Annotated in this window: 14 protein-coding genes, 1 tRNA gene and 1 pseudogene; 9 read left to right on the top strand and 7 right to left on the bottom strand. The window is 67.8% G+C overall.

Going from position 1 to position 19,899, the window contains the following annotated elements; all coding sequences use genetic code 11:
- From E8A12_RS03100 to E8A12_RS03080, 5 genes and pseudogenes are all read left to right on the top strand, one after another.
- Positions 1-1,620: a DHA2 family efflux MFS transporter permease subunit gene (locus E8A12_RS03100; protein WP_293366292.1), complete on the top strand. Its 1,620-nt coding sequence runs from the start codon at positions 1-3 to the stop codon at positions 1,618-1,620.
- A pseudogene (locus tag E8A12_RS03095) lies at positions 1,617-2,639 on the top strand (efflux transporter outer membrane subunit); the annotation flags it as partial. The gene E8A12_RS03100 and the pseudogene E8A12_RS03095, both read left to right, overlap by 4 nt.
- A 53-nt stretch (positions 2,640-2,692) precedes the next feature.
- Positions 2,693-3,079 (top strand): TolC family protein, encoded by a 387-nt coding sequence (locus E8A12_RS03090; RefSeq protein ID WP_293366291.1) that lies wholly within the window; start codon positions 2,693-2,695, stop codon positions 3,077-3,079.
- 175 nt (positions 3,080-3,254) lie between these two features.
- Complete coding sequence (locus tag E8A12_RS03085) at positions 3,255-9,134, top strand: HAMP domain-containing protein (protein ID WP_293366290.1); 5,880 nt, start codon at positions 3,255-3,257, stop codon at positions 9,132-9,134.
- A gap of 2 nt (positions 9,135-9,136) precedes the next feature.
- A complete protein-coding gene (locus E8A12_RS03080) occupies positions 9,137-11,239 on the top strand; it encodes a response regulator (protein WP_293366289.1) in 2,103 nt (700 codons plus the stop codon).
- Positions 11,240-11,336: 97 nt separating this feature from the next.
- On the opposite strand, the gene E8A12_RS03075 is transcribed toward E8A12_RS03080, so the two are convergent.
- Positions 11,337-11,420: transfer RNA gene (locus tag E8A12_RS03075), tRNA-Leu, on the bottom strand.
- A gap of 155 nt (positions 11,421-11,575) precedes the next feature.
- On the opposite strand from E8A12_RS03075, the gene E8A12_RS03070 reads away from it, so the two are divergent.
- The 3 genes from E8A12_RS03070 (at position 11,576) to E8A12_RS03060 (ending at position 14,198) form a co-directional block, all read left to right on the top strand.
- Entirely contained in the window at positions 11,576-11,908 is a 333-nt protein-coding gene (locus E8A12_RS03070; protein ID WP_293366288.1) for a FeoA family protein, read from the top strand.
- Entirely contained in the window at positions 11,905-13,779 is a 1,875-nt protein-coding gene (locus tag E8A12_RS03065; protein WP_293366287.1) for a ferrous iron transporter B, read from the top strand. The genes E8A12_RS03070 and E8A12_RS03065 overlap by 4 nt, the downstream gene beginning before the upstream one ends.
- Before the next feature lie 221 nt (positions 13,780-14,000).
- Complete coding sequence (locus E8A12_RS03060) at positions 14,001-14,198, top strand: hypothetical protein (RefSeq protein WP_293366286.1); 198 nt, start codon at positions 14,001-14,003, stop codon at positions 14,196-14,198.
- Here E8A12_RS03060 and E8A12_RS03055 read toward each other — a convergent pair.
- From E8A12_RS03055 to hppD, 6 genes are read right to left on the bottom strand one after another with little or no spacing between them, the layout of a single operon-like run.
- A complete protein-coding gene (locus tag E8A12_RS03055) occupies positions 14,195-14,692 on the bottom strand; it encodes a MarR family winged helix-turn-helix transcriptional regulator (RefSeq protein ID WP_293366285.1) in 498 nt (165 codons plus the stop codon). The genes E8A12_RS03060 and E8A12_RS03055 overlap by 4 nt on opposite strands.
- The gene (locus tag E8A12_RS03050) at positions 14,689-15,693 is read right to left on the bottom strand and encodes a fumarylacetoacetate hydrolase family protein (protein ID WP_293366284.1); all 1,005 of its coding nucleotides are present in this window, start codon (positions 15,691-15,693) and stop codon (positions 14,689-14,691) included. The genes E8A12_RS03055 and E8A12_RS03050 overlap by 4 nt, the downstream gene beginning before the upstream one ends.
- A gap of 10 nt (positions 15,694-15,703) precedes the next feature.
- The gene (locus tag E8A12_RS03045) at positions 15,704-15,976 is read right to left on the bottom strand and encodes a hypothetical protein (RefSeq protein WP_293366283.1); all 273 of its coding nucleotides are present in this window, start codon (positions 15,974-15,976) and stop codon (positions 15,704-15,706) included.
- On the bottom strand, positions 15,973-17,109 hold the full coding sequence (locus E8A12_RS03040; RefSeq protein WP_293366282.1) for a homogentisate 1,2-dioxygenase: 1,137 nt from the start codon (positions 17,107-17,109) through the stop codon (positions 15,973-15,975). The genes E8A12_RS03045 and E8A12_RS03040 overlap by 4 nt, the downstream gene beginning before the upstream one ends.
- Positions 17,109-18,092 carry an isoaspartyl peptidase/L-asparaginase gene (locus E8A12_RS03035; RefSeq protein ID WP_293366281.1) on the bottom strand — a complete coding sequence of 328 codons (984 nt, stop codon included), beginning with the start codon at positions 18,090-18,092 and terminating at the stop codon, positions 17,109-17,111. Before E8A12_RS03035 ends, E8A12_RS03040 begins: the two co-directional genes overlap by 1 nt.
- 5 nt (positions 18,093-18,097) lie before the next feature.
- A complete protein-coding gene (gene hppD, locus E8A12_RS03030) occupies positions 18,098-19,192 on the bottom strand; it encodes a 4-hydroxyphenylpyruvate dioxygenase (protein WP_293366280.1) in 1,095 nt (364 codons plus the stop codon).
- Positions 19,193-19,309: 117 nt separating this feature from the next.
- Between hppD and E8A12_RS03025 the strand changes: the two genes are divergently transcribed.
- A complete protein-coding gene (locus E8A12_RS03025) occupies positions 19,310-19,870 on the top strand; it encodes a DedA family protein (RefSeq protein WP_293366279.1) in 561 nt (186 codons plus the stop codon).
- Positions 19,871-19,899 lie beyond the last annotated feature (29 nt).

Here is a 19,899-nt window from a genome sequence, read left to right as displayed (position 1 = left end):
GTGTCGGAGGCGCCCGCTCAGGCCGGCGGCGGCGGCGGAGGCTGGTCGGCGGCGCGCTCGGCGGCCGGCGGCGGCAATCCCTGGATCATCGCCACCGTGGTCTCGATCTCGACCTTCATGGAGGTGCTGGACACCTCCATCGCTAATGTCGCCCTGCGCCATATCGCTGGCGGCCTGTCGGCCAGCTACGACGAGGCGACCTGGGTGCTGACCAGCTACCTGATCGCCAACGCCATCACGGTGCCGATCTCCAGCTGGCTGTCCTCGGTCGTCGGCCGCAAACGCTACTATATGATCTGCGTGGCGGGCTTTGGCGTCGCCTCGGCCATGTGCGGCCTGGCGCCGAACCTCACTGTGCTGATCCTCGCACGCGTCCTGCAGGGGCTGGCGGGCGGCGGGCTGCAACCGACCACCCAGGCGATCCTGGTGGACACCTTCCCGCCGCAGCGACGTGGCTTGGCCTTGGCGCTGTTCGGCCTGACGGTGATCCTGGCGCCCACCATCGGCCCGACGCTCGGCGGCGTGATCACCGACGACCTGAGCTGGCGCTGGATCTTCTTCATCAACCTGCCGGTTGCGGCGCTGTCGCTGTTCCTGGTGCAGACTGTGCTGGTCGAGCCCAAGACCCTGGAAAAAGAGCGCCAGGCGCGCATCGACCGCGGCCTGCGCCTGGATGTCATCGGCTTCGCCTTCATTGCGATCGGCCTGGGCTGCCTTGAGTACACCATGGACCGAGGCCAGCGGCTCGACTGGTTCTCCGACGCCTCCATCTGCATGACCGCGGTCCTGGCGGTCGTTGGCATCGGGGCCTTCGTCGTGCGCGAGTTCACCACGGAGGAGCCGCTCCTGAACCTGCGCCTCTTCGCCAGCCGCAACTATTCGCTGGCCAATGTTTTGATCCTGGTGGTCGGCGTCATACTCTTCGGCACCACCCAGTTCTTGCCGCAACTCCTGCAGGAGGTGCTGGGCTACACCGCCACCAACACCGGCTACGCCATGACCGCCGGCGGGGCCGTGACACTTTTGATCATGCCCCTGGTCGGCGTGCTGACCGGCAAGGTCCAGCCGCGCTGGCTGCTCGCCTTCGGCATGGCGATCGAGACCTTCGCCATGTGGCGGCTGACCGACATCAACGGCGACATCTCCTTCGCCTACGCCGCCCAGATGCGGGTGTGGATCGCCGCGGGTATCCCGTTCCTGTTCGTGCCGCTCAGCAACGCCGCCTACGTCGGCCTGCCCGCCAACCAATCGAGCCAGGCGTCTTCGATGCTGTCGATCTCGCGGAACCTCGGCGGCACGCTAGGCATCTCGCTGGTGCAGACCTTCCTGGCGCAGCGCGAGCAGTTCCACCAGTCGCGGCTGGTCGAAGGCCTGAATCCGCTGAACCCCAACTACCAGGCCCAGACCGCGGAGATTGCATCGCGCCTTCGGGGCATCGGCATCGGCTCCGGACAGCTCGACGGCGTGCAGATGGGCAACCTCTACCAGACGGTGCTGCGGCAGGCGGAATTGCTCTCCTACATGGATGTCTTCTGGGTTCTGACGCTGTTCGTGGGCTGCATGGCGCCCCTGGTCCTTTTCCTACGCACCCAGCCCCCGGCGCGAGGAGCCGCGCCATGACGCGTCTGGTCGTTCTCGTGGCGTTGATGGGCCTGGGCGGCTGCATGGTCGGGCCCAACTACCGCCAGCCGAAGCTGGAGACGCCACAGGCCTTCGGCGAGGCCGCGCGCGCGCCGGGCGCCAGCAGCGACGCCGCCGATCTTTCGCACTGGTGGCGCCAGCTCGGCGACCCCGTGCTGGACAGCCTGATCGACCGGGCGCTCGCCCAGAACCTCGACGTGAAGACCGCCGCCTCACGACTCCGCGAGGCGCGCCAGCAGATCGTCGTGGCGCGATCGGCGCTGTTCCCCGACGCCAGCGCCAGCGGTGTCGCCGCGCGCCGCGACGCCCAGAGCGCGCTCGGCGGCGCGCCGCCCGCGGCGGGGACGGGGACGACGACGGGCGCGCCGGCCAGCGCGGCGGCTGGCGGCTTTTCGCTGCCAAAGCATTTGGAGGTCTATTCCCTCGGCGCCGACGCCACCTGGGAGATCGACATCTTCGGCGGGACCCGGCGCGGGATCGAATCCGCGGAAGCCCAGGCCGAGGCCGCCCATTGGCAGGTGCGCGACGCCCAGGTGGCGCTCAGTGCGGAAGTGGCCAAGGCCTACATGACGCTGCGGCTGGCCCAGGCCCGCCGCGCCCAGGCGGACGCCGACGTGGCGCGGATCTCCGACCTGATGGGCCTGGTGGCGGCGCGGTCGAAGGCCGGCGTGGTCACCGAACTCGACGTCAACCAGCAGCGCCAGACCCTGCAGGCCCGCCGCGCAGAAATCCCACAGCTCGACCAGCAAGCCCGCAGCGCGATCCACGCTCTGAGCGTCCTGCTCGCGCAGGCGCCAACGGCGCTCGACGCCGAGCTCTCGCCACCCAAGGGGCTTCCTCCACAGCCCACGGTCCTGCCCGTCGGCCTGCCGTCAGAACTGTTGCAACGCCGGCCGGACGTACGCGCCGCCGAGCGCAGCCTGGCCTCAGCCTCGGCTCAGATCGGCGTCGCCACCGCTGACCTCTATCCGAAGCTGGACCTCCTGGGCCTGGCGAGCTTCGCCGCGACCTTTCCAGCCTGCTGTCGCGCAAGAACTTCTCGACCATCGGGGTGGCTGACGGCAGCTGGACCCTGTTCGACGCCGGCCGGGGCCGCGCCAACGTCAGGGCCAAGCGGGAGGAAGCCGCCCAGGCCGAGGTTGCGTACCGCAAAGCCTGGCTGTCGGCCCTGCAAGATGTGGAAGACGCACTGACCGCCTACGCCGCCGATCGCGAACGCCAGACCCGCTACGCCGAGGACCTGAAGACGTCGCAGGACAGCGCCACGCTCGCCGACGCCCGCTACAGGGCCGGCCTGACGCCCTTCATCGACGTGCTGCAGGCCGAGGGCGCCGTCACCCAGGCCAATGATCAGCTGTTACAGGCCCAGGGCGCCGTTCTCGGCGACGCCGTGTCGCTGTTCACAGCGTTGGGCGGCGGTTGGAACGCCGGCGCCTGAGGCGCCGCGCGGCGGTCCAACCAACACGAGATCGGCCGGGAACCGACTTCGGGCGCCGGACGTTGCCGTTCAAACTGGGGGTGCGCCACGATCACGAGCTAAAGCGGAAAGCGCCTCGCCAGGTCAGCTTCCTCGGGTCGAAGCCCTCCGGACGTATGTCGGTTCGGGGAATTACATGACGAACGTCGATCTCGCCGCTCCCGCCAGCCGCAACGGCCGCGCGGCCGCACGCGCCAAGCCGCGCGCCAATGGCCACCTCGCCCCTGATATCGACGCCATCGACACCGGCGAACTGCTGTCGGCGCTCCGCGCCTTCCGGCGCGGCGACTTCTCCGTGCGCCTGCCGCGCGGCCACCGCGGGGTCAACGGCGAGATCGCTGAAGCCTTCAACGACGTCGTCGAGCTGAACGACCGGATGACCCGCGAGTTCGAGCGGCTTGGCGAGACGGTCGGCCGCCAGGGCAAGATCAACCACCGCGCCCGGCTGCCGGCCGCACAAGGCTCCTGGGCCGCCAGCGTCGACGCGGTGAACACCCTGATCACCGACATGGTCCACCCGACCGCCGAAATGGCCCGCGTGATCGGCGCCGTGGCCAAGGGCGACCTCGGCCAGACCATGGATCTGGAGAACGAGGAGCGTCCGCTGCGAGGCGAGTTCCTGCGGATCGGCAAGGTGGTGAACACCATGGTGGGCCAGCTCGGCTCCTTCGCCTCCGAAGTGACCCGGGTGGCGCGCGAAGTGGGCACCGAGGGCAAGCTCGGCGGTCAGGCCCAGGTGAAGGGCGTCGCCGGCACCTGGAAGGACCTCACCGACAACGTGAACTTCATGGCCGCCAACCTGACCGGCCAGGTGCGCAACATCGCCGAGGTGACCACCGCCGTCGCCAACGGCGACCTCTCCCGCAAGATCACCGTGGACGTGAAGGGCGAGGTGCTGGAGCTGAAGAACACCATCAACACCATGGTGGACCAGCTGAACGCCTTCTCCTCGGAAGTGACCCGGGTGGCCCGCGAAGTGGGCACCGAGGGCAAGCTCGGCGGCCAGGCGCAGGTGAAGGGCGTCGGCGGCACCTGGAAAGAGCTTACCGACAACGTGAACCTGATGGCCGGCAACCTGACCGGTCAGGTCCGCAACATCGCCGAGGTGACCACCGCGGTGGCCCGCGGCGACCTGTCGAAGAAGATCACCGTCGACGTGAAGGGCGAGATCCTCGAGCTGAAGAACACCATCAACATCATGGTGGATCAGCTGAACTCCTTCTCATCCGAAGTGACCCGGGTGGCGCGCGAAGTGGGCACCGAGGGCAAGCTGGGCGGTCAGGCCCGGGTGGAAGGCGTCACCGGCGCCTGGAAGGACCTTACCGACAACGTGAACTTCATGGCCGCCAACCTGACCGGCCAGGTGCGCAACATCGCCGAGGTGACCACCGCCGTCGCCAACGGCGACCTTTCCAAAAAGATCACCGCCGACGTGAAAGGCGAAGTGCTTGAGCTGAAGAACACCATCAACACCATGGTGGACCAGCTGAACGCCTTCTCCTCGGAAGTGACCCGGGTGGCCCGTGAAGTGGGCACCGAGGGCAAGCTCGGCGGTCAGGCGCAGGTGCGTGGAGTGGGCGGCACCTGGAAGGACCTCACCGACAACGTGAACATGATGGCGGCGAACCTGACCGGCCAGGTCCGCAACATCGCCGAGGTGACCACCGCGGTGGCCAATGGCGACCTCTCCAAGAAGATCACCGTCGACGTGCGCGGCGAGATCCTTGAGCTGAAGGACACCATCAACACCATGGTGGACCAGCTGAACGCCTTCTCCTCCGAAGTGACCCGCGTGGCGCGCGAAGTGGGTACGGAAGGCAAGCTGGGCGGCCAGGCCCAGGTCCGCGGCGTGGGCGGCACCTGGAAGGAGCTCACCGACAACGTGAACCTGATGGCCGGCAACCTGACCGGTCAGGTCCGCAACATCGCCGAGGTGACCACCGCCGTGGCCAATGGCGACCTGTCGAAGAAGATCACCGTCGACGTGAAGGGCGAGATCCTCGAGCTGAAGAACACCATCAACACCATGGTGGACCAGCTGAACTCATTCTCCTCGGAAGTGACCCGGGTGGCCCGCGAAGTGGGCACCGAGGGCAAGCTCGGCGGTCAGGCGCAGGTGAAGGGCGTCGGCGGCACCTGGAAGGAGCTCACCGACAACGTGAACTTCATGGCCGCCAACCTGACCGGCCAGGTGCGCAACATCGCCGAGGTGACCACCGCGGTGGCCATGGGCGACCTCTCCAAGAAGATCACCGTCGACGTGCGCGGCGAGATCCTTGAGCTGAAGAACACCATCAACACCATGGTGGACCAGTTGAACTCCTTCTCGTCCGAAGTGACCCGCGTGGCCCGCGAGGTCGGCACCGAGGGCAAGCTGGGCGGCCAGGCGCAGGTGCGCGGCGTGGCCGGCACCTGGAAGGACCTCACCGACAACGTGAACCTGATGGCCGGCAACCTGACCGGTCAGGTGCGCAACATCGCCGACGTGACCACCGCCGTGGCCAAGGGCGACCTCTCCAAGAAGATCACCGTCGACGTGCGCGGCGAGATCCTGGAGCTGAAGTCGACCATCAACACCATGGTGGACCAGCTGAACGGCTTCGCCTCGGAAGTGACGCGCGTGGCCCGTGAAGTGGGCACCGAGGGCAAGCTGGGCGGCCAGGCGCAGGTGCCCGGCGTGGCCGGCACCTGGAAAGACCTCACTGACAACGTGAACATGATGGCCGCCAACCTGACGGGTCAGGTGCGGAACATCGCCGAGGTGGTGACCGCGGTGGCCGAGGGCGACCTGAAGCGCAAGCTGACGCTCGACGCCAAGGGCGAGATCGCGAGCCTCGCCGACACCATCAACGGCATGATCGAGACGCTCGCGACCTTCGCCGACCAGGTGACCAACGTGGCCCGCGAGGTGGGCATCGAGGGCAAGCTGGGCGGCCAGGCCCGGGTGCCGGGCGCCGCCGGCCTCTGGCGCGACCTCACCGACAACGTCAACGAGCTGGCCGCCAACCTGACTACCCAGGTCCGCGCCATCGCCGAGGTGTCCACCGCCGTGACCCAGGGCGACCTGACGCGGTCGATCACCGTCGAGGCCTCCGGCGAGGTGGAGGAGCTGAAGAACAACATCAACGAGATGATCCGTAACCTGAAGGATCAAACGCTGAAGAATACCGAGCAGGACTGGCTGAAGACCAACCTCGCCCGGTTCACCCGCATGCTGCAGGGCGAGCGCGACCTGTCGACGGTGTCGAACCTGGTGCTGTCAGAACTGGCGCCGCTGATCAACGCCCAGCACGCAGTCTTCTACGTCTCGGACGTCGACGCCGAGGGCCAGGAGGTCCTGAACCTCGCGGCCACCTACGCCTTCAACAACCGTAAGCACCTGGCCAATGCGTTCAAGCTGCGCGAAGGCCTGATCGGCCAGTGCGCCTATGAGAAGTCGCGCATCCTGCTGACCAATGTGCCGGCGGACTATGTGCAGATCTCGTCCGGCCTGGGCGAGGCCGCGCCGCAGAACATCATCGTCCTTCCCGCCCTCTTCGAAGGCGACGTGAAGGCGGTGATCGAGCTGGCGACGATCGGCGACTTCAACGAGACCCAGCAGGCCTTCCTCGACCAGCTGATGGAATCCATCGGCATCGTGCTTTCGACGATCGCCGCCAACATGCGCACCGAGGGCCTGCTCAAGCAGTCCCAGCTGCTGACGTCCGAACTGCAGGCGCAGCAGGAGGAGCTCACCAAGACCAACGACCGGCTGGAGCAACAGGCCGCGTCGCTTCGGCAGTCCGAGGAACTGCTGCGCACCAAGCAGGAGGAGCTGCAGCAGACCAACGCGGAACTGGAGGAGAAGGCCCAGCTGCTCTCCGAACAGAACACCCAGGTGGAAGGCAAGAACCGCGAGGTCGAGCAGGCCAAGCTGGCGCTCGAGGACAAGGCCGAGCAGCTGGCGGTGACGTCGAAATACAAGTCTGAGTTCCTCGCCAACATGAGTCACGAGCTGCGCACGCCGCTCAACTCGCTGCTGATCCTTTCGAAGCTTCTGGCCGACAACGGTCAGGGCAACCTCTCCGACAAGCAGGTCGAATTCGCCCGCAACATCCACGCCGCGGGCGCCGACCTCCTGGGCCTGATCAACGACGTGTTGGACGTGGCCAAGATCGAGTCGGGCACTGTCACCCTGGACATCGGCGAGATGTCCTTCGCCAGCCTGCGGGACCAGGTCGACCGGACCTTCGCGCAGGTGGCCCTGGACAAGAAGCTGGACTTCGTCATCCACCTCGACCCGGCGCTGCCGCGCTCAATGTACACCGACGACAAGCGCCTGCAGCAGATCATCAAGAACCTGCTCTCCAACGCCTTCAAGTTCACCGAGGGCGGCTTCGTGAAGCTGGACGTCACCCGCGTCCACGGCGGCTGGAGCCCGGACAACGACCACCTGAACACCGCCGGCCAGGTGCTGGCCTTCAGCGTCCAGGACTCCGGCATCGGCATCCCCGAGGACAAGCAGCGGATCATCTTCGAGGCATTCCAGCAGGCCGACGGCACCACCAGCCGCAAGTACGGCGGCACGGGCCTTGGCCTCTCCATCAGCCGCGAGATCACCCGCGTTCTGGGGGGTGAACTCAAGGTGGAGAGCCGGCCCGGAGAGGGGTCGACGTTCACGCTCTTCCTGCCGTTGAACTTCAGCCCGCAGGCGCAGATCCCGTCGACCGGCCGCGCCCTGCCGGTCATCTCGCGGATCACCAGCAGCTCGAACCTGACCGATGAGGTCTTGGAGCCGGTGGCCGACGACCGCGACGGAATCGCGCCCGACGACGCCACCGTGCTGATCGTTGAGGACGACCCGCGGTTCGCCGCGATCCTTCTGTCCCTCGTCCGCGACAGCGGCTTCAAGGGCGTGGTGACCGGCGAGGGCGCTGCCGTGGCGGCGCTGGCCCGGCGCTTTGCGCCGGACGCCATCATGCTGGACATCGGCCTGCCGGACATGGACGGCCTGGCGCTGCTGGACCTGCTGAAGCGCACGCCGGAGACGCGGCACATCCCGGTGCACGTGATCTCCGCCGACGACCAGAGCGGGCTCGGCTTCGCCATCGGCGCCTTCGGCTTCACCCACAAGCCGGTGGACCGTGAGGTCGTGGTCTCGACGCTGGAAGAAGTGAAAACCTTCGTCGCCAAGAGCGACCGCCGCGTCGTGCTGATCGGCCGCGAGGGCGAGGCGGCCGAGACCCTGCGCCAGTGCTTCGAGGAGGTCGAGGTCACCGACGACCTCGCCGCCGTCCTGGCGCGGACCGGCGCCGACCGCTCGGCGGCCCTCGTGGTGGAGATCGCCGAAACCTCGGCGGCCGGGCTCATCGACAGCCTCAAGAAGGCCGATCACCGGCCCGCCGTGGTGGTCTTCGCGCCGGAGGAGCTCCCGGCCGAGGACGACCGGCGCCTTCGGCTGGGTGTATTCGGCGGGCTGGTCCGCCTGGCGCGCGCGGCCGATCAGCTGATCGAGCAGACCAGCCAGCTCCTGCACCAGCCGCTGGAGGCTCTGTCGGAGCCCACCAAGGTCAAGCTCGCCCAGAGCCGGGCCGTGGACACCGTGCTGACCGGCCGCAAGGTGCTGATGATCGACGACGACATCCGCAACATCTTCTCGCTGGCGAGCGCGCTCGAGGACTACGGCGTCGAGTTCGTCTACGCCGAGAGCGGCCGCGGCGGGATCGAGTTGCTTGACGCCACGCCCGACGCCGATGTCGTGCTGGTCGACATCATGATGCCGGACATGGATGGCTACGAGACCATCCGCGAGATCCGCTCCCGCTCACAGTTTGCCGACCTGCCGGTGATCGCGGTCACCGCGAAGGCCATGAAGGGCGACCGGCAAAAGTGCATCCAGGCCGGCGCCTCGGACTATGTCTCCAAGCCCGTCGACATCGACCACCTGGTGTCGGTGCTGCGGGTCTCGGTGCAGAAGGCCGACGCCCGGCGGCTGGCCAGCGAGCCTGTCGGCCCCCGGATGCCACAGGCGGTTTGAGCATGGCCGCGGAACCGGGCCCTTCGCGCCATCGGTGGGCGGCCGATTTGGAGCCGCCGGACCTGACCGCGCCGCTGCGGGCCAAGGTGTTGATCGTCGACGACGATGAGCGCAACGCGTTCGCGGCGGTCCAGGCCTTGGAGGAGCTGGGCCACGACTTGGTGGTGGCGCCCTCCGGCGACGACGCCCTGCGAAGACTGCTGCACGACGACTTTGCGGTGATCCTGCTGGACCTGCATATGCCGGGCATGGACGGCTACGAGACCGCCGCCCTGATCCGCGGTCGCAAGCGCACGGCCCGCACTCCGATCGTCTTCCTGACGGCGATCTACCGAGACGAGGCGCACGTCTTCAAAGCCTACTCGGCCGGCGCCGTCGACATGGTGTTCAAACCGGTCGACCCCTTCATCCTTCGCTCGAAGGTATCGGTGCTGGTCGACATCTACCTGCGCACCGAAGAAGCCAGGCGCCTGGCGGCGCACCGCCAGTGGCTGCTGGAGGAGAACGCCCGCATCCAGGCCTCCAGGCTGCAGGCCGAACAGGCGCTGCGCCGGTCCGAGGCTCAGCAGCAGGCGATCCTGCAGTCCTTGCCGATCGTCTTCCACGCGCGCTCGGCGACAGCGCCGTTCGCGCCGGCCTTCGTAAGCGAGGGCGTCGAGGCGATCACCGGGTTCTCGCCGGCCAACTTCGTCAGCGATCCCGGCTTCGGGTCCTCGCGCATCCATCCGGAGGACCTCGCGCGGGTGGTCGAGGTCGTGTCGGGCGCGGTGCGGACCGGCGCCTACGCCTGCGAATTCCGCTGGCGGTGCGCCGACGGGACCTACCGCTGGCTGGCCGACCAGGGCGTGCTCGCGCCCGGCGACGATGAGGCCGAGGCGCAGATTTTCGGTGTCATCATGGACGCCACCGAGCGCCACGAGCTGGAGGAGCGCCTCGCTCAGGCCCACAAGATGGAGGCCGTGGGCCAGCTGACCGGCGGCGTCGCGCACGATTTCAACAATCTACTGACCGTGGTGTTGGGCAACATCGACATCATGGCGCGCCGGTCCGAGGAGGGGGTGAAGCGGGCGCTGCGGATCGACGCGATCCGCCAGGCCGCCGAGCGCGGCCGCGACCTCACCCGCCAGCTGCTGGCCTTCTCGCGCCGCCAGAACCTCCAGCCCGTAACGGTCGACGTCCGCCGCCTGGTGGAGGAGTTCTGCCCGCTGATCCGCCAGGCCGTCGGGGACGCGACTACGGTCCGCTTGGACCTGGGCGACAACGCGTTGCGGGCCAGCATCGACGTCACCCAGATGGAAGCCGCCTTGCTGAACCTGGCGGTCAATGCACGCGACGCCATGGAGGGCGGCGGGACCCTGACGATCTCCGCCTCGACGCTGCTCGGGCAGGACCCCAGCGGCCTCCCCGCCGGCTCCATCTGCCTGGCAATCGAGGACACCGGCAGCGGCATGAGCCCTGAAGTGCAGGCGCGCGTGTTCGAACCCTTCTTCACGACCAAGGAGGTCGGGCGCGGGTCAGGGCTGGGCCTCTCCCAGGTCTACGGGTTCGTGCAGCAGTCGGAGGGGCATGTGCGGATATCGAGCGAGGCCAATGTCGGCACACGCTTCGAGATCCTGCTGCCGGTCTCGACCGAGCCCATCGAGGCCCCGGCGGCCAAGCCGGTTTGCGAGGAGATGGCAGGCGGCAGCGAGCGGATCCTTGTGGCGGAAGATGATCCGGCGGTGCTGCGGCTGACCGTGGATCTCCTCGAGGGGCTCGGCTACCAGGTCGTCAGCGCGACGACGGCGGACGAGGCGCTGGCGATCCTGCGCCAAGACCCGCAGATCGCCCTCCTGTTCTCGGATGTCGTGATGCCCGGCGGCACCAGTGGGATCGCCCTGGCCAAGGCGGCGCAGCAGGAGCGGAACACCCTGAAGGTCCTGCTCACCTCCGGTTTCATCGGTGAGAAGGACCTGCTGGATGGCGCCGATCATGCCATTCTGGACAAACCCTATGAACCCGCAGCCCTAGCCGCCCGGCTGCGGGACCTGCTGGACGGGCCCCAACGAGCGCAGTCGCCCCGCCGTCAACCTCGCCAGGCTAAGAGAACCAACCAGGTCGCCTAAGTGTGCGAGGTGGATCGCGGCCTAGGTCGCTGATGTCCAGGATCGCATCGGGGACGCGCTGGCGAAATGCAGACCCCGCCGCATTTCGACCCGATGATGGTGCCCCAGGCCGGACTCGAACCAGCACGCCTCTCGGCAATAGATTTTGAGTCTACCGCGTCTACCATTTCGCCACTGGGGCCCCGGGTCCCGGGATCGTGGGCGGGCGCACTCTAGTCATGGGCGGCGGCGGGTCAACGCGCGGAAAAGGGTGCGCGCTCTTGCGCATCGACAGTTGCGACCTAAACTGATAATCAATCGCAACTAAGCCTTCCCCGACCGGAAACCTTGCGTCCCATGCACGACATGCTCGCCCAGCCTGCGGAGGCCCTGACCGCCTCCGATGCGGACGCCATTGCCGGCGCCGTGCGGCTCAGCGTAGCGCGGCCCGGCGACAGGGGCGTCATCGTCGACGTGCGCGCCGAGAGCCATCCTGGCGACCATGGTGTCGGCGTCGACGAGCTGCAGCGGCGTCTGCTGGAGTTCGGCTTCGTCGAGGGGGCGCGGGTCGAAGTGCTGCATGAGGGCGCGATCTGGCGCGATCCGATCGCGGTCAGGCTCGACGAGATGCGCATCGGTCTGCGGCGCCGCGACGCCGAGGACGTCTGGGTGCTGCTGGATCCCAAATGAGCGACGCTGCGCTGCCGGGCGCGCGTATCGCGCTGGTCGGCAATCCCAACTCCGGCAAGACGGCCCTGTTCAACGCCCTGACCGGCAGCCGGCAGAAGGTGGCCAACTACGCCGGCGTGACCGTCGAGCGGAAGGAGGGCCAGGTGGCCACCGCGGCCGGCCGCACGCTCTCCGTCCTCGACCTGCCGGGGACATATTCACTGCGGGCGCGCAGCCCCGATGAAGTGGTCACCCGTGACGCGGTGCTGGGCAAACTGGCCGGCGAGACCGCGCCGGATGTGCTGGTCTGCGTGGCAGACGCCACCAATCTACGCCTGGTGCTGCGCCTGATCCTGGAGCTGAAAGCCGTGGGCCGGCCCATGGTGCTGGCCCTGAACATGTACGACATCGCTCAGCGCCAGGGCCTGCGGATCGACCTGGAGGGCTTGTCGCGCGACCTTGGCTGTCCGATCGTCACGACCGTGGCCACCCGCAAGCGCGGCATCGACGACCTGGTCGCCCAGGTGGAGTCCCAGATTGCCGCCGGCGCGATCAACCCCGACAGCACCTGGCGGGAGCCGGACGCGGGCCAGATCCGCGACGCCCACCGCGAAGCGCAGCGAATCCTCAAGGCCAACGTGCGTGCGCCGGAACGGCCCGACACCTTCACAGGCAAGGTGGACACGGTGCTGCTGCATCCTGTGGCGGGTCTGGCCATCCTGTTCGCCCTGCTGTTCGTGATGTTCCAGGCGGTGTTCACCTGGTCCAAGGCGGCCGGCGACCTGATGACCGACGGATTCACCGGCCTGGGCGGCTTCGTCGCGGCCCATCTGCCGGCCGGCATGCTGACCAGCTTCCTGACCGACGGGGTGATCTCGGGCGTGGGTTCGGTGATTGTCTTCCTGCCGCAGATCCTGGTGCTTTTCTTCTTCATCATCCTCTTGGAAGACTTCGGCTACATGGCCCGCGCAGCCTTCCTGATGGACCGGATCATGGGCGGCGCCGGCCTGCATGGGCGCGCGTTCATCCCGCTGCTCTCCAGCTTCGCCTGCGCCATCCCGGGGATCATGTCGACGCGGGTGATCGACAACAAGCGCGACCGGCTGACCACCATCATGGTGGCGCCCTTGATGACCTGTTCGGCGCGGATTCCGGTCTACACCCTGATCATCTCGGCCTTCATCCCGAACCGCCAGGTCCTGGGGGTGCTCAGCCTGCCGGGCCTGGTGATGTTCGGCCTCTATGCCGCGGGGATCATCAGCGCGCTCGGCGTGTCGTTCATCACGCGGCGGCTATTCTGGCGCGGCGCGGTCGAGCCGTTCCTGATGGAGCTGCCGGCCTACAAGCTGCCCGATCCGGTCAATGTGCTGCGCAGCCTCTTCCTGCGCGGCAAGATCTTCATCACCCGGGCCGGCACGATCATCTTCCCGATGATGATCCTGGTCTGGTTCTTGTCGTCCTTTCCAGGCGCCCCGGCCGGCGCCACGGACCCCGCGATCAACTACAGCCTGGCTGGACGCATCGGCCACCTGTTGCAGCCGGCGCTCGCGCCCATCGGCTTCAACTGGCAGATGACCATAGCCCTGATCCCTGGCTTCGCGGCCCGGGAGGTGGCGGTGGCTGCGCTCGGAACCGTCTACGCCATCGGCAACGCCGACGCCGCACCCGGGGCCCTCGCCACCACCTTGCAGCACCACTGGTCGATCGCCACGGGCCTCGCTTTCCTGGCCTGGTACGTGTTCGCGCCGCAGTGCGCCTCGACGATCGGGGTGGTGAAGCGCGAGACCAACTCCTGGCTCTGGCCGGCGGTGATGCTGGTCTACATGACCGCGCTCGCCTATATCGCGGCGCTGCTCGTCTACCAGGTCGCCCGCGCGTCCGGCCTGGGATGAGCTAAACCTCAGGGTGCGGATTAACTTGTAATTCAACCTGGTCTTTAACGCGGCGCTAAACGAGTAGCGCGCAGGGTTAAGCCGTGCAGAACACGCATGGGGTGGCCTCAATGAATACTCAGATCGCAGAGCCTGGCAAAAAGCCGGTCCGCGGAACCCAGATGTTGGCGAAACGCGTTCGTGAAACCCTCCTGTCTCTGGGCGGCGAAGCGCATCGCGCCATGGTCATCGAACATATCGCCAAGCACATGGGACACGACGCCCGCCAGATTCCCGAGGAACTGGAAGAGGCGGTGATCCTGTCCTTCGAACAGAACTGGCGCGACGAGCGCCGCCGCGCGGCCTACGGCTTCCACCTGCCGTTCGGCGAGGGGTCGCACCGCTGGGGCGTGGTCCGCGAGCCGACCTTCGCCCACTAGACCGTCGGCGAGCCGGGGTCGCCGCTGAGCTGCCCCGCCGCCGACTGCAGGCGCGTCAGCAGCCGCTTCAGCAGCGCGACTTCCTCCGGCGCCAGGCCCGAGATCAAGGCCGCCTCATAGGCTAGCGCCAGGGGCGCGATCTCGGCATGCAGGCCGGAGCCCTCCGGCGTCAGCGCCAGGACGTGGCTGCGTCCGTCGGCCTGATGCTCGGAGCGCGCCACCAGATGCCGGTTCAACAGGCCCTGGGCGGCCCGGCTCACCGTCACCTTGTCCATCACCGTGCGGGCCACCAGCTGGCCCTGGGTCAAGCCGCCGTCCTCGGCCAGCACGCAGATCAGCCGCCATTGCGGGACGGTGAGACCGAACCTGTCCTGATAGGCGCGCGCGATCAGGCCGGAGACGGCGTTGGAGGCCACCGACAGACGGTAGGGCAGGTAGGCGTCGAGCTTCAGCTCGCCCTCGTCCGCCGCGCCGCTGGCCGGCTCGGGCTTCACGGCGCGGCGACCGTCTGTTCGATGGCGCCGAAGATCGAGTGGCGCTTGGCGTCGCGCATCTCGATCCGAACGATGTCGCCCGCATTCAGGAACGGCGTCTTGGGCGCGCCCGAGGCGATGGTCTCGATCGTGCGCACCTCGGCCAGACAGGAATAGCCGACGCCGCCTTCGCTGACAGGCTTGCCGGGACCGCCGTCGGGGCCGCGGTTGGAGACCGTGCCGGAGCCCACGATCGTCCCCGCCGAGAGGCTGCGCGTCTTGGCGGCGTGGGCCACCAGGGTCCCGAAATCGAAGGTCATGTCGACGCCGGCGTCGGCCTCGCCGAGCGGCTTGCCGTTGAGCTCGACGAAAAGCGCGCCATGCAGCTTGCCATCCTTCCAGCCGGAAAGTTCGTCGGGGGTGACCGCCACCGGCGAGAAGGCCGAGGCGGGCTTGGACTGGAAGAAGCCGAAGCCCTTGGCGAGCTCGCCCGGGATCAGGTTGCGTAAGGAGACGTCGTTGCACAACATCACCAGGCGGATCGCGGCCAGGGCCTGTTCGCGGCTCGCGCCCTGCGGTACGTCGCCGACGATCACCGCGATCTCGCCTTCCAGATCCAGCCCCCAGGCCTGGTCGGCGAGGGGGATGGGATCGCGCGGGGCCAGGAACCCATCGGAGCCGCCCTGGTACATCAGGGGGTCGGTCCAGAAGCTTTCCGGCATCTCCGCGCCGCGCGCCTGTCGGACCAGGGCCACGTGGTTCACATAGGCCGAGCCGTCTGCCCACTGGTAGGCGCGCGGCAATGGGCTCGCCGCCTGGTGCTCGTGGAAGCGTTCCTGTGGCACGGAGCCGTGCTCCAGGCTCTCGGCCAAGCCGCGCAGGACCGGCTCGATCCCCTGCCAATGATCCATCGCCGCCTGCAGGGTCGGCGCGATGTGATGCGCCTCCGTGAACCAGGCGAGGTCATTGGACACCACCACCAGGCGACCGTCACGGCCGCCCTTGAGGGACGCTAGCTTCATTGGAACTCCTTCAGGCCGCCGTCTCGCGGGCGATGGTCCGGGTCAGACTAACGCCTTCTTCGTGATCGCGGGGCTCGTAAACATTGACCTCGATACGAATATCGCCGCCGGTCTCGTGCTCCCACAGGTAGTTGCGCTCAACGGACACTTCGCGGCCCTCCGGGGTGAAGCCTTCGAAGGTGTCGCCCCAGGGGGTGTGGGCGGCCAGCGCCTTCCAGCCCAGGGTGCAGGCGCGCTCAAGCTCTTCCCGCGCGGCCGCTTCCAGGTCGTCAGTGGCGCTCAAGCCGGGGTCTTCCAGCTGTCGACGTAGGCGGGATTTTCGACCCCGGCCGCGGCCTCGCCGACCTCCAGCGGATCGCGGGTGTCGATCATCACGGCGTATTCGTCGGTGGCCGCCTTGGGCTGGGACAGCATGTTCTTCAGCGCCTTGGGGTGCGGGCCGTGGGTGAAGCCGGAGGGATGGAAGGTCATCATCCCGGCCTCGATGTGGTCGCGGCTGAAGAAGTCGCCGGCGTGGTAGAACAGCACCTCGTCGAAGTCGTCGTTGTTATGGAAGAACGGCACCTTCAGGGCGCCGGGATCGGTCTCGAAGGGCCGAGGCGCAAAGGTACAGACCACAAACCGGTCCGATAGGAAGGTCGTGTGTACGCTCGGCGGCAGGTGGTAGCGGTGGCTGTTGATCGGCCGCAGATCGTGAACGTTCAGGCGCACCGGCGCGAGGTCGCCGTGCCAGCCGACGGCGTCCAGAGGATTGTAGGGATAGGTCACCGTGGAGACCTCGCCGCGTTTCTTGATCTCCACGCGGTGCTCGCCAGCCACATCCTGGTGGGACTTGAAGGCCTCGTCGAGGACCGGCGTTTCCAGCATGGCCGGATCGAACAGCGCGTGGCCGCCCAGCAGTCCCTTGTCCGGCAAGGTGAAGTGGGTGTTGGTCGCCTGGATCATCAAGATCGCGGCAGGTTCGCTCGGCGCCAGCCGCCACATGGTCCCGCGCGGCAGGTAGAGGTAGTCGCCGGCCCGGAAGGCGAGGCGGCCGTAGTCGCAGAAGAGCTCCCCGGCGCCCTGGTGGATGAACAGGAGCTGGTCACCATCGGCGTTGCGGGCCAGCGCCGGCATGGGCACCGCGAGCTTCCAGAAGCGGATCTCGACGGCGGGATTTCCGAGCACCTTGCCGGCCGCCCAGGGGCTGGGCTCGGCGGCGTTGAGCGCATTGAGGTCGAAGGCGCGGGGGCGCAACGGGCCCTGGAAATCCACCCAGCCGGTGGGCGGGCGCCTGTGATGGATGAAGGCCGCCGGGCCGAAGAACCCCTCCTTGGAGATCTCCCGCTCATAGGTGCCGGCGGGCATGTCGGCGTGCGCCTGGCGCGAGTGGTCGCCTTGCGCGCCGCGGACAGGAATCCAGTTGCGGTTCGCCATCAGGGTTCGTCCTTGTAGATCGCCACTTCGAGCGGGTGGCCGTCGGCAATGCGGGCGCGGTACATGCCGGAGGTGTTGAAGGCCCAGGCCATCTGGCCGTCGGGGGCGACGGCGATGACGCCGCCTTGCCCGCCCAGGTCGGTGAGCTCGGTGTGGATCACCTCGTCGACCGCCGCCTGCAGGCTGAGGCCCTTGAGCTCGACGAGGGCGCAGATCTGCCGCGCGACGCTGAGGCGGATGAAATACTCGCCCTCGCCAGTGCCGGAGACGGCGGCGGAGCGGTCGGAGGCATAGGTGCCTGCGCCGATCAGCGGGCTGTCGCCCACCCGGCCCCAACGCTTGCCGGTGGTGCCGCCCGTCGACGTGCCCGCCGCCACGTGACCGCGCGCGTCGCGGGCCACGACGCCCACGGTGCCGCGCTTGCCCTCGTCGTGGGCGAGCGCCGCCTGGGCCAGGTCCTCGGAAACGCCGTGCGGCCGGCGCGGGACGGCGACGCCCTCGCGGGTCAGCTGCTTTTCCAGCGCCCGCCAGCGCCGCTCGACGAAGAAGTAGCCAGGTTCGACCTCGGCCAAGCCTTCGGATGCGGCGAAGGTGTCCGCGCCGCTGCCCGCCATCAGCACGTGCGGCGAACGCTCCATGACCGCGCGGGCCGCGGAGATCGGGTTGCGCACGCGGGTGACGCCCGCCACCGCGCCCGCGGCCAGGGTCGCGCCGTCCATGATCGCCGCATCCAGCTCCACGCGTCCGTCGGCTGTGAACACCGCGCCGCGCCCGGCGTTGAACAGCGGGTCGTCCTCGAGGACGTGGATCGCCGTCTCGACGGCGTCGAGCGCCACGCCGCCGCGCCGCAGCACTGTGGCGCCGATCTCGGCGGCCTGCGCCAGCACGGCGCGGTAGGCGCGGTCCTGCTCGGGCTTGAGGTCGGCGCGATCGATGACGCCGGAGCCGCCGTGAACAACCAGAGACCAGCCGGGATTTTGCATCACCCTTACTTAGGCGGCAGGACGCCGCGGCGCATCTGGTCCAGTTCAATGCTTTCGAAGAGGGCCTTGAAGTTGCCCTCGCCAAAGCCTTCGTTGCCCTTGCGCTGGATCAGCTCGAAGAAGATCGGGCCGATCATGTTCTCGGTGAAGATCTGCAGGAGCAGGCCCTGGCCTTCTGTGGGCGCGCCGTCGATCAGGATCTTGTCGGCCTGCAGGCGCTGGACGCTCTCGCCGTGGCCCGGGACGCGGGCGTCGATCCCGTCGAAATAGGCGTCGATGGTGTCCTGGAACTTCACCCCGCGCTCGCGCATCGTCTCGACGCTCTCATAGATGTCGCCCGTGCCCAGGGCCACGTGCTGGATGCCTTCGCCCTTGTAGTCCTTGAGGAATTCCTCGATCTGCGAATGCTCGTCCTGGCTCTCGTTGAGCGGGATGCGGATCTTGCCGTCCGGGCTGGTCATCGCCTTGGAGACGAGCGCCGTCTGCTTGCCCTCGATGTCGAAGTATCGAATCTCGCGGAAGTTGAAGATGCGTTCGTAGAAGCCGGCCCAATGATTCATCTGGCCGCGATGGACGTTGTGGGTGAGATGGTCGAGATAACTCAGGCCGACGGCGTTCGTGGCCTGCGCCTCGGCTGCGCCGGGGATCGGGACGAAGTCGACGTCGTAGATCTCCTGCGCCCCATAGCGGTCGACCAGGTAGAGGTTCGAGCCGCCGATCCCCTCGATCGCCGGGATGTTCAGCTCCATCGGCCCAACCGGCCCCTGCACGGCTTTGGCGCCTCGCTCGACGGCGAGCCTCAGGGCCTTGGCGGCGTCCTTGACCCGGAAGGCCATGGCGTTGGCCGACGGACCGTGGACCTCGCGGAAGGCGGCGGCCTGGCCCGCGGGCTCCATGTTGAGGATGAAGTTGATGTCGCCCTGGCGGAAGCGCAGCACGTTCTTCGAGCGGTGCCGGGACACCGCCGTGAAGCCCATCTTCTCGAAGAGCTCCTTCAGGCGTTCGGGCTCGGGCGAGGTGAATTCCACGAACTCAAAGCCGTCGGTGCCCAGCGGGTTTTCGAAGAGGTCGCGGCTTTGGGCCTGGGTCTGGACGGTCATGGGGAAATCTCCTGTTCGCGGCGAACTCGTATCATATGAAACTAGTTTCCGGTAGCGGGAAGACAAGACTTATCGCGCCTGATAGCTGAACGCCTCAGCCGTCAGTTTGGGACCCGCATGCTCCGCAAGACCTATGACTGGGTGATGTCGCTGGCCGCCCTGCCGCAGGCCTGGATGGCCCTTGGCCTGGTGGCCTTCTGCGAGGGGCTGTTCTTCCCGATCCCGCCGGATGTGCTGCTGATGCCGGTGGTGTTGGCCAATCGCAAGCACGCCATGCGCTATGCGGCCCTGACCATCGTCTGCTCCATCGCCGGCGGCTCCTGCGGCTATGCGGTGGGCTTCTTCCTTCAGCCACTCGGCGAGTGGCTGCTCAGCCTGACCGGCGCAAGCTACGCCTCCTTCCAGGCGTGGTACGCCCAGTGGGGCGCGCTCCTGATCGCCGTGCCGATCCCCTACAAGATCACCGCCATCGCCTCGGGGTTGGCCAAGCTGAATTTCGGCCTGTTCATCGGCGTCTCGGTGCTGGTGCGCGGCTTGAGGTTCTCGATGGAGGCCCTGCTGCTGAAGATCTACGGCGAGCCGATCCGAGCCTTCGTGGAGAAGCGCCTGACCCTGTTGGCGAGCGCCGTGGCCGTGGCGGTGGTGGCGCTGGTGATGGTCCTGAAGTTCGCGCACTAGGCTGGGCCGGGAGAGCCACGCTATAGAGG

Source organism: Phenylobacterium sp. (assembly GCF_004799395.1).
In the GTDB taxonomy this organism is placed as follows: domain Bacteria; phylum Pseudomonadota; class Alphaproteobacteria; order Caulobacterales; family Caulobacteraceae; genus Phenylobacterium.
Note: the sequence above shows the minus strand (reverse complement) of the source record. Positions and strands in the feature narration are given on the sequence as shown.

Bases quoted from the DNA above. Each gene is read 5' to 3' on its own strand.
- E8A12_RS03085 (WP_293366290.1), top strand. From the start codon at position 3,255: ATGACGAACGTCGATCTCGCCGCTCCCGCCAGCCGCAACGGCCGCGCG.
- E8A12_RS03080 (WP_293366289.1), top strand. From the start codon at position 9,137: ATGGCCGCGGAACCGGGCCCTTCGCGCCATCGGTGGGCGGCCGATTTG.
- E8A12_RS03070 (WP_293366288.1), top strand. From the start codon at position 11,576: ATGCACGACATGCTCGCCCAGCCTGCGGAGGCCCTGACCGCCTCCGAT.
- E8A12_RS03065 (WP_293366287.1), top strand. From the start codon at position 11,905: ATGAGCGACGCTGCGCTGCCGGGCGCGCGTATCGCGCTGGTCGGCAAT.
- E8A12_RS03060 (WP_293366286.1), top strand. From the start codon at position 14,001: ATGGTCATCGAACATATCGCCAAGCACATGGGACACGACGCCCGCCAG.
- E8A12_RS03050 (WP_293366284.1), bottom strand. From the start codon at position 15,693: ATGAAGCTAGCGTCCCTCAAGGGCGGCCGTGACGGTCGCCTGGTGGTG.
- E8A12_RS03040 (WP_293366282.1), bottom strand. From the start codon at position 17,109: ATGGCGAACCGCAACTGGATTCCTGTCCGCGGCGCGCAAGGCGACCAC.
- E8A12_RS03035 (WP_293366281.1), bottom strand. From the start codon at position 18,092: ATGCAAAATCCCGGCTGGTCTCTGGTTGTTCACGGCGGCTCCGGCGTC.
- hppD (WP_293366280.1), bottom strand. From the start codon at position 19,192: ATGACCGTCCAGACCCAGGCCCAAAGCCGCGACCTCTTCGAAAACCCG.
- E8A12_RS03025 (WP_293366279.1), top strand. From the start codon at position 19,310: ATGCTCCGCAAGACCTATGACTGGGTGATGTCGCTGGCCGCCCTGCCG.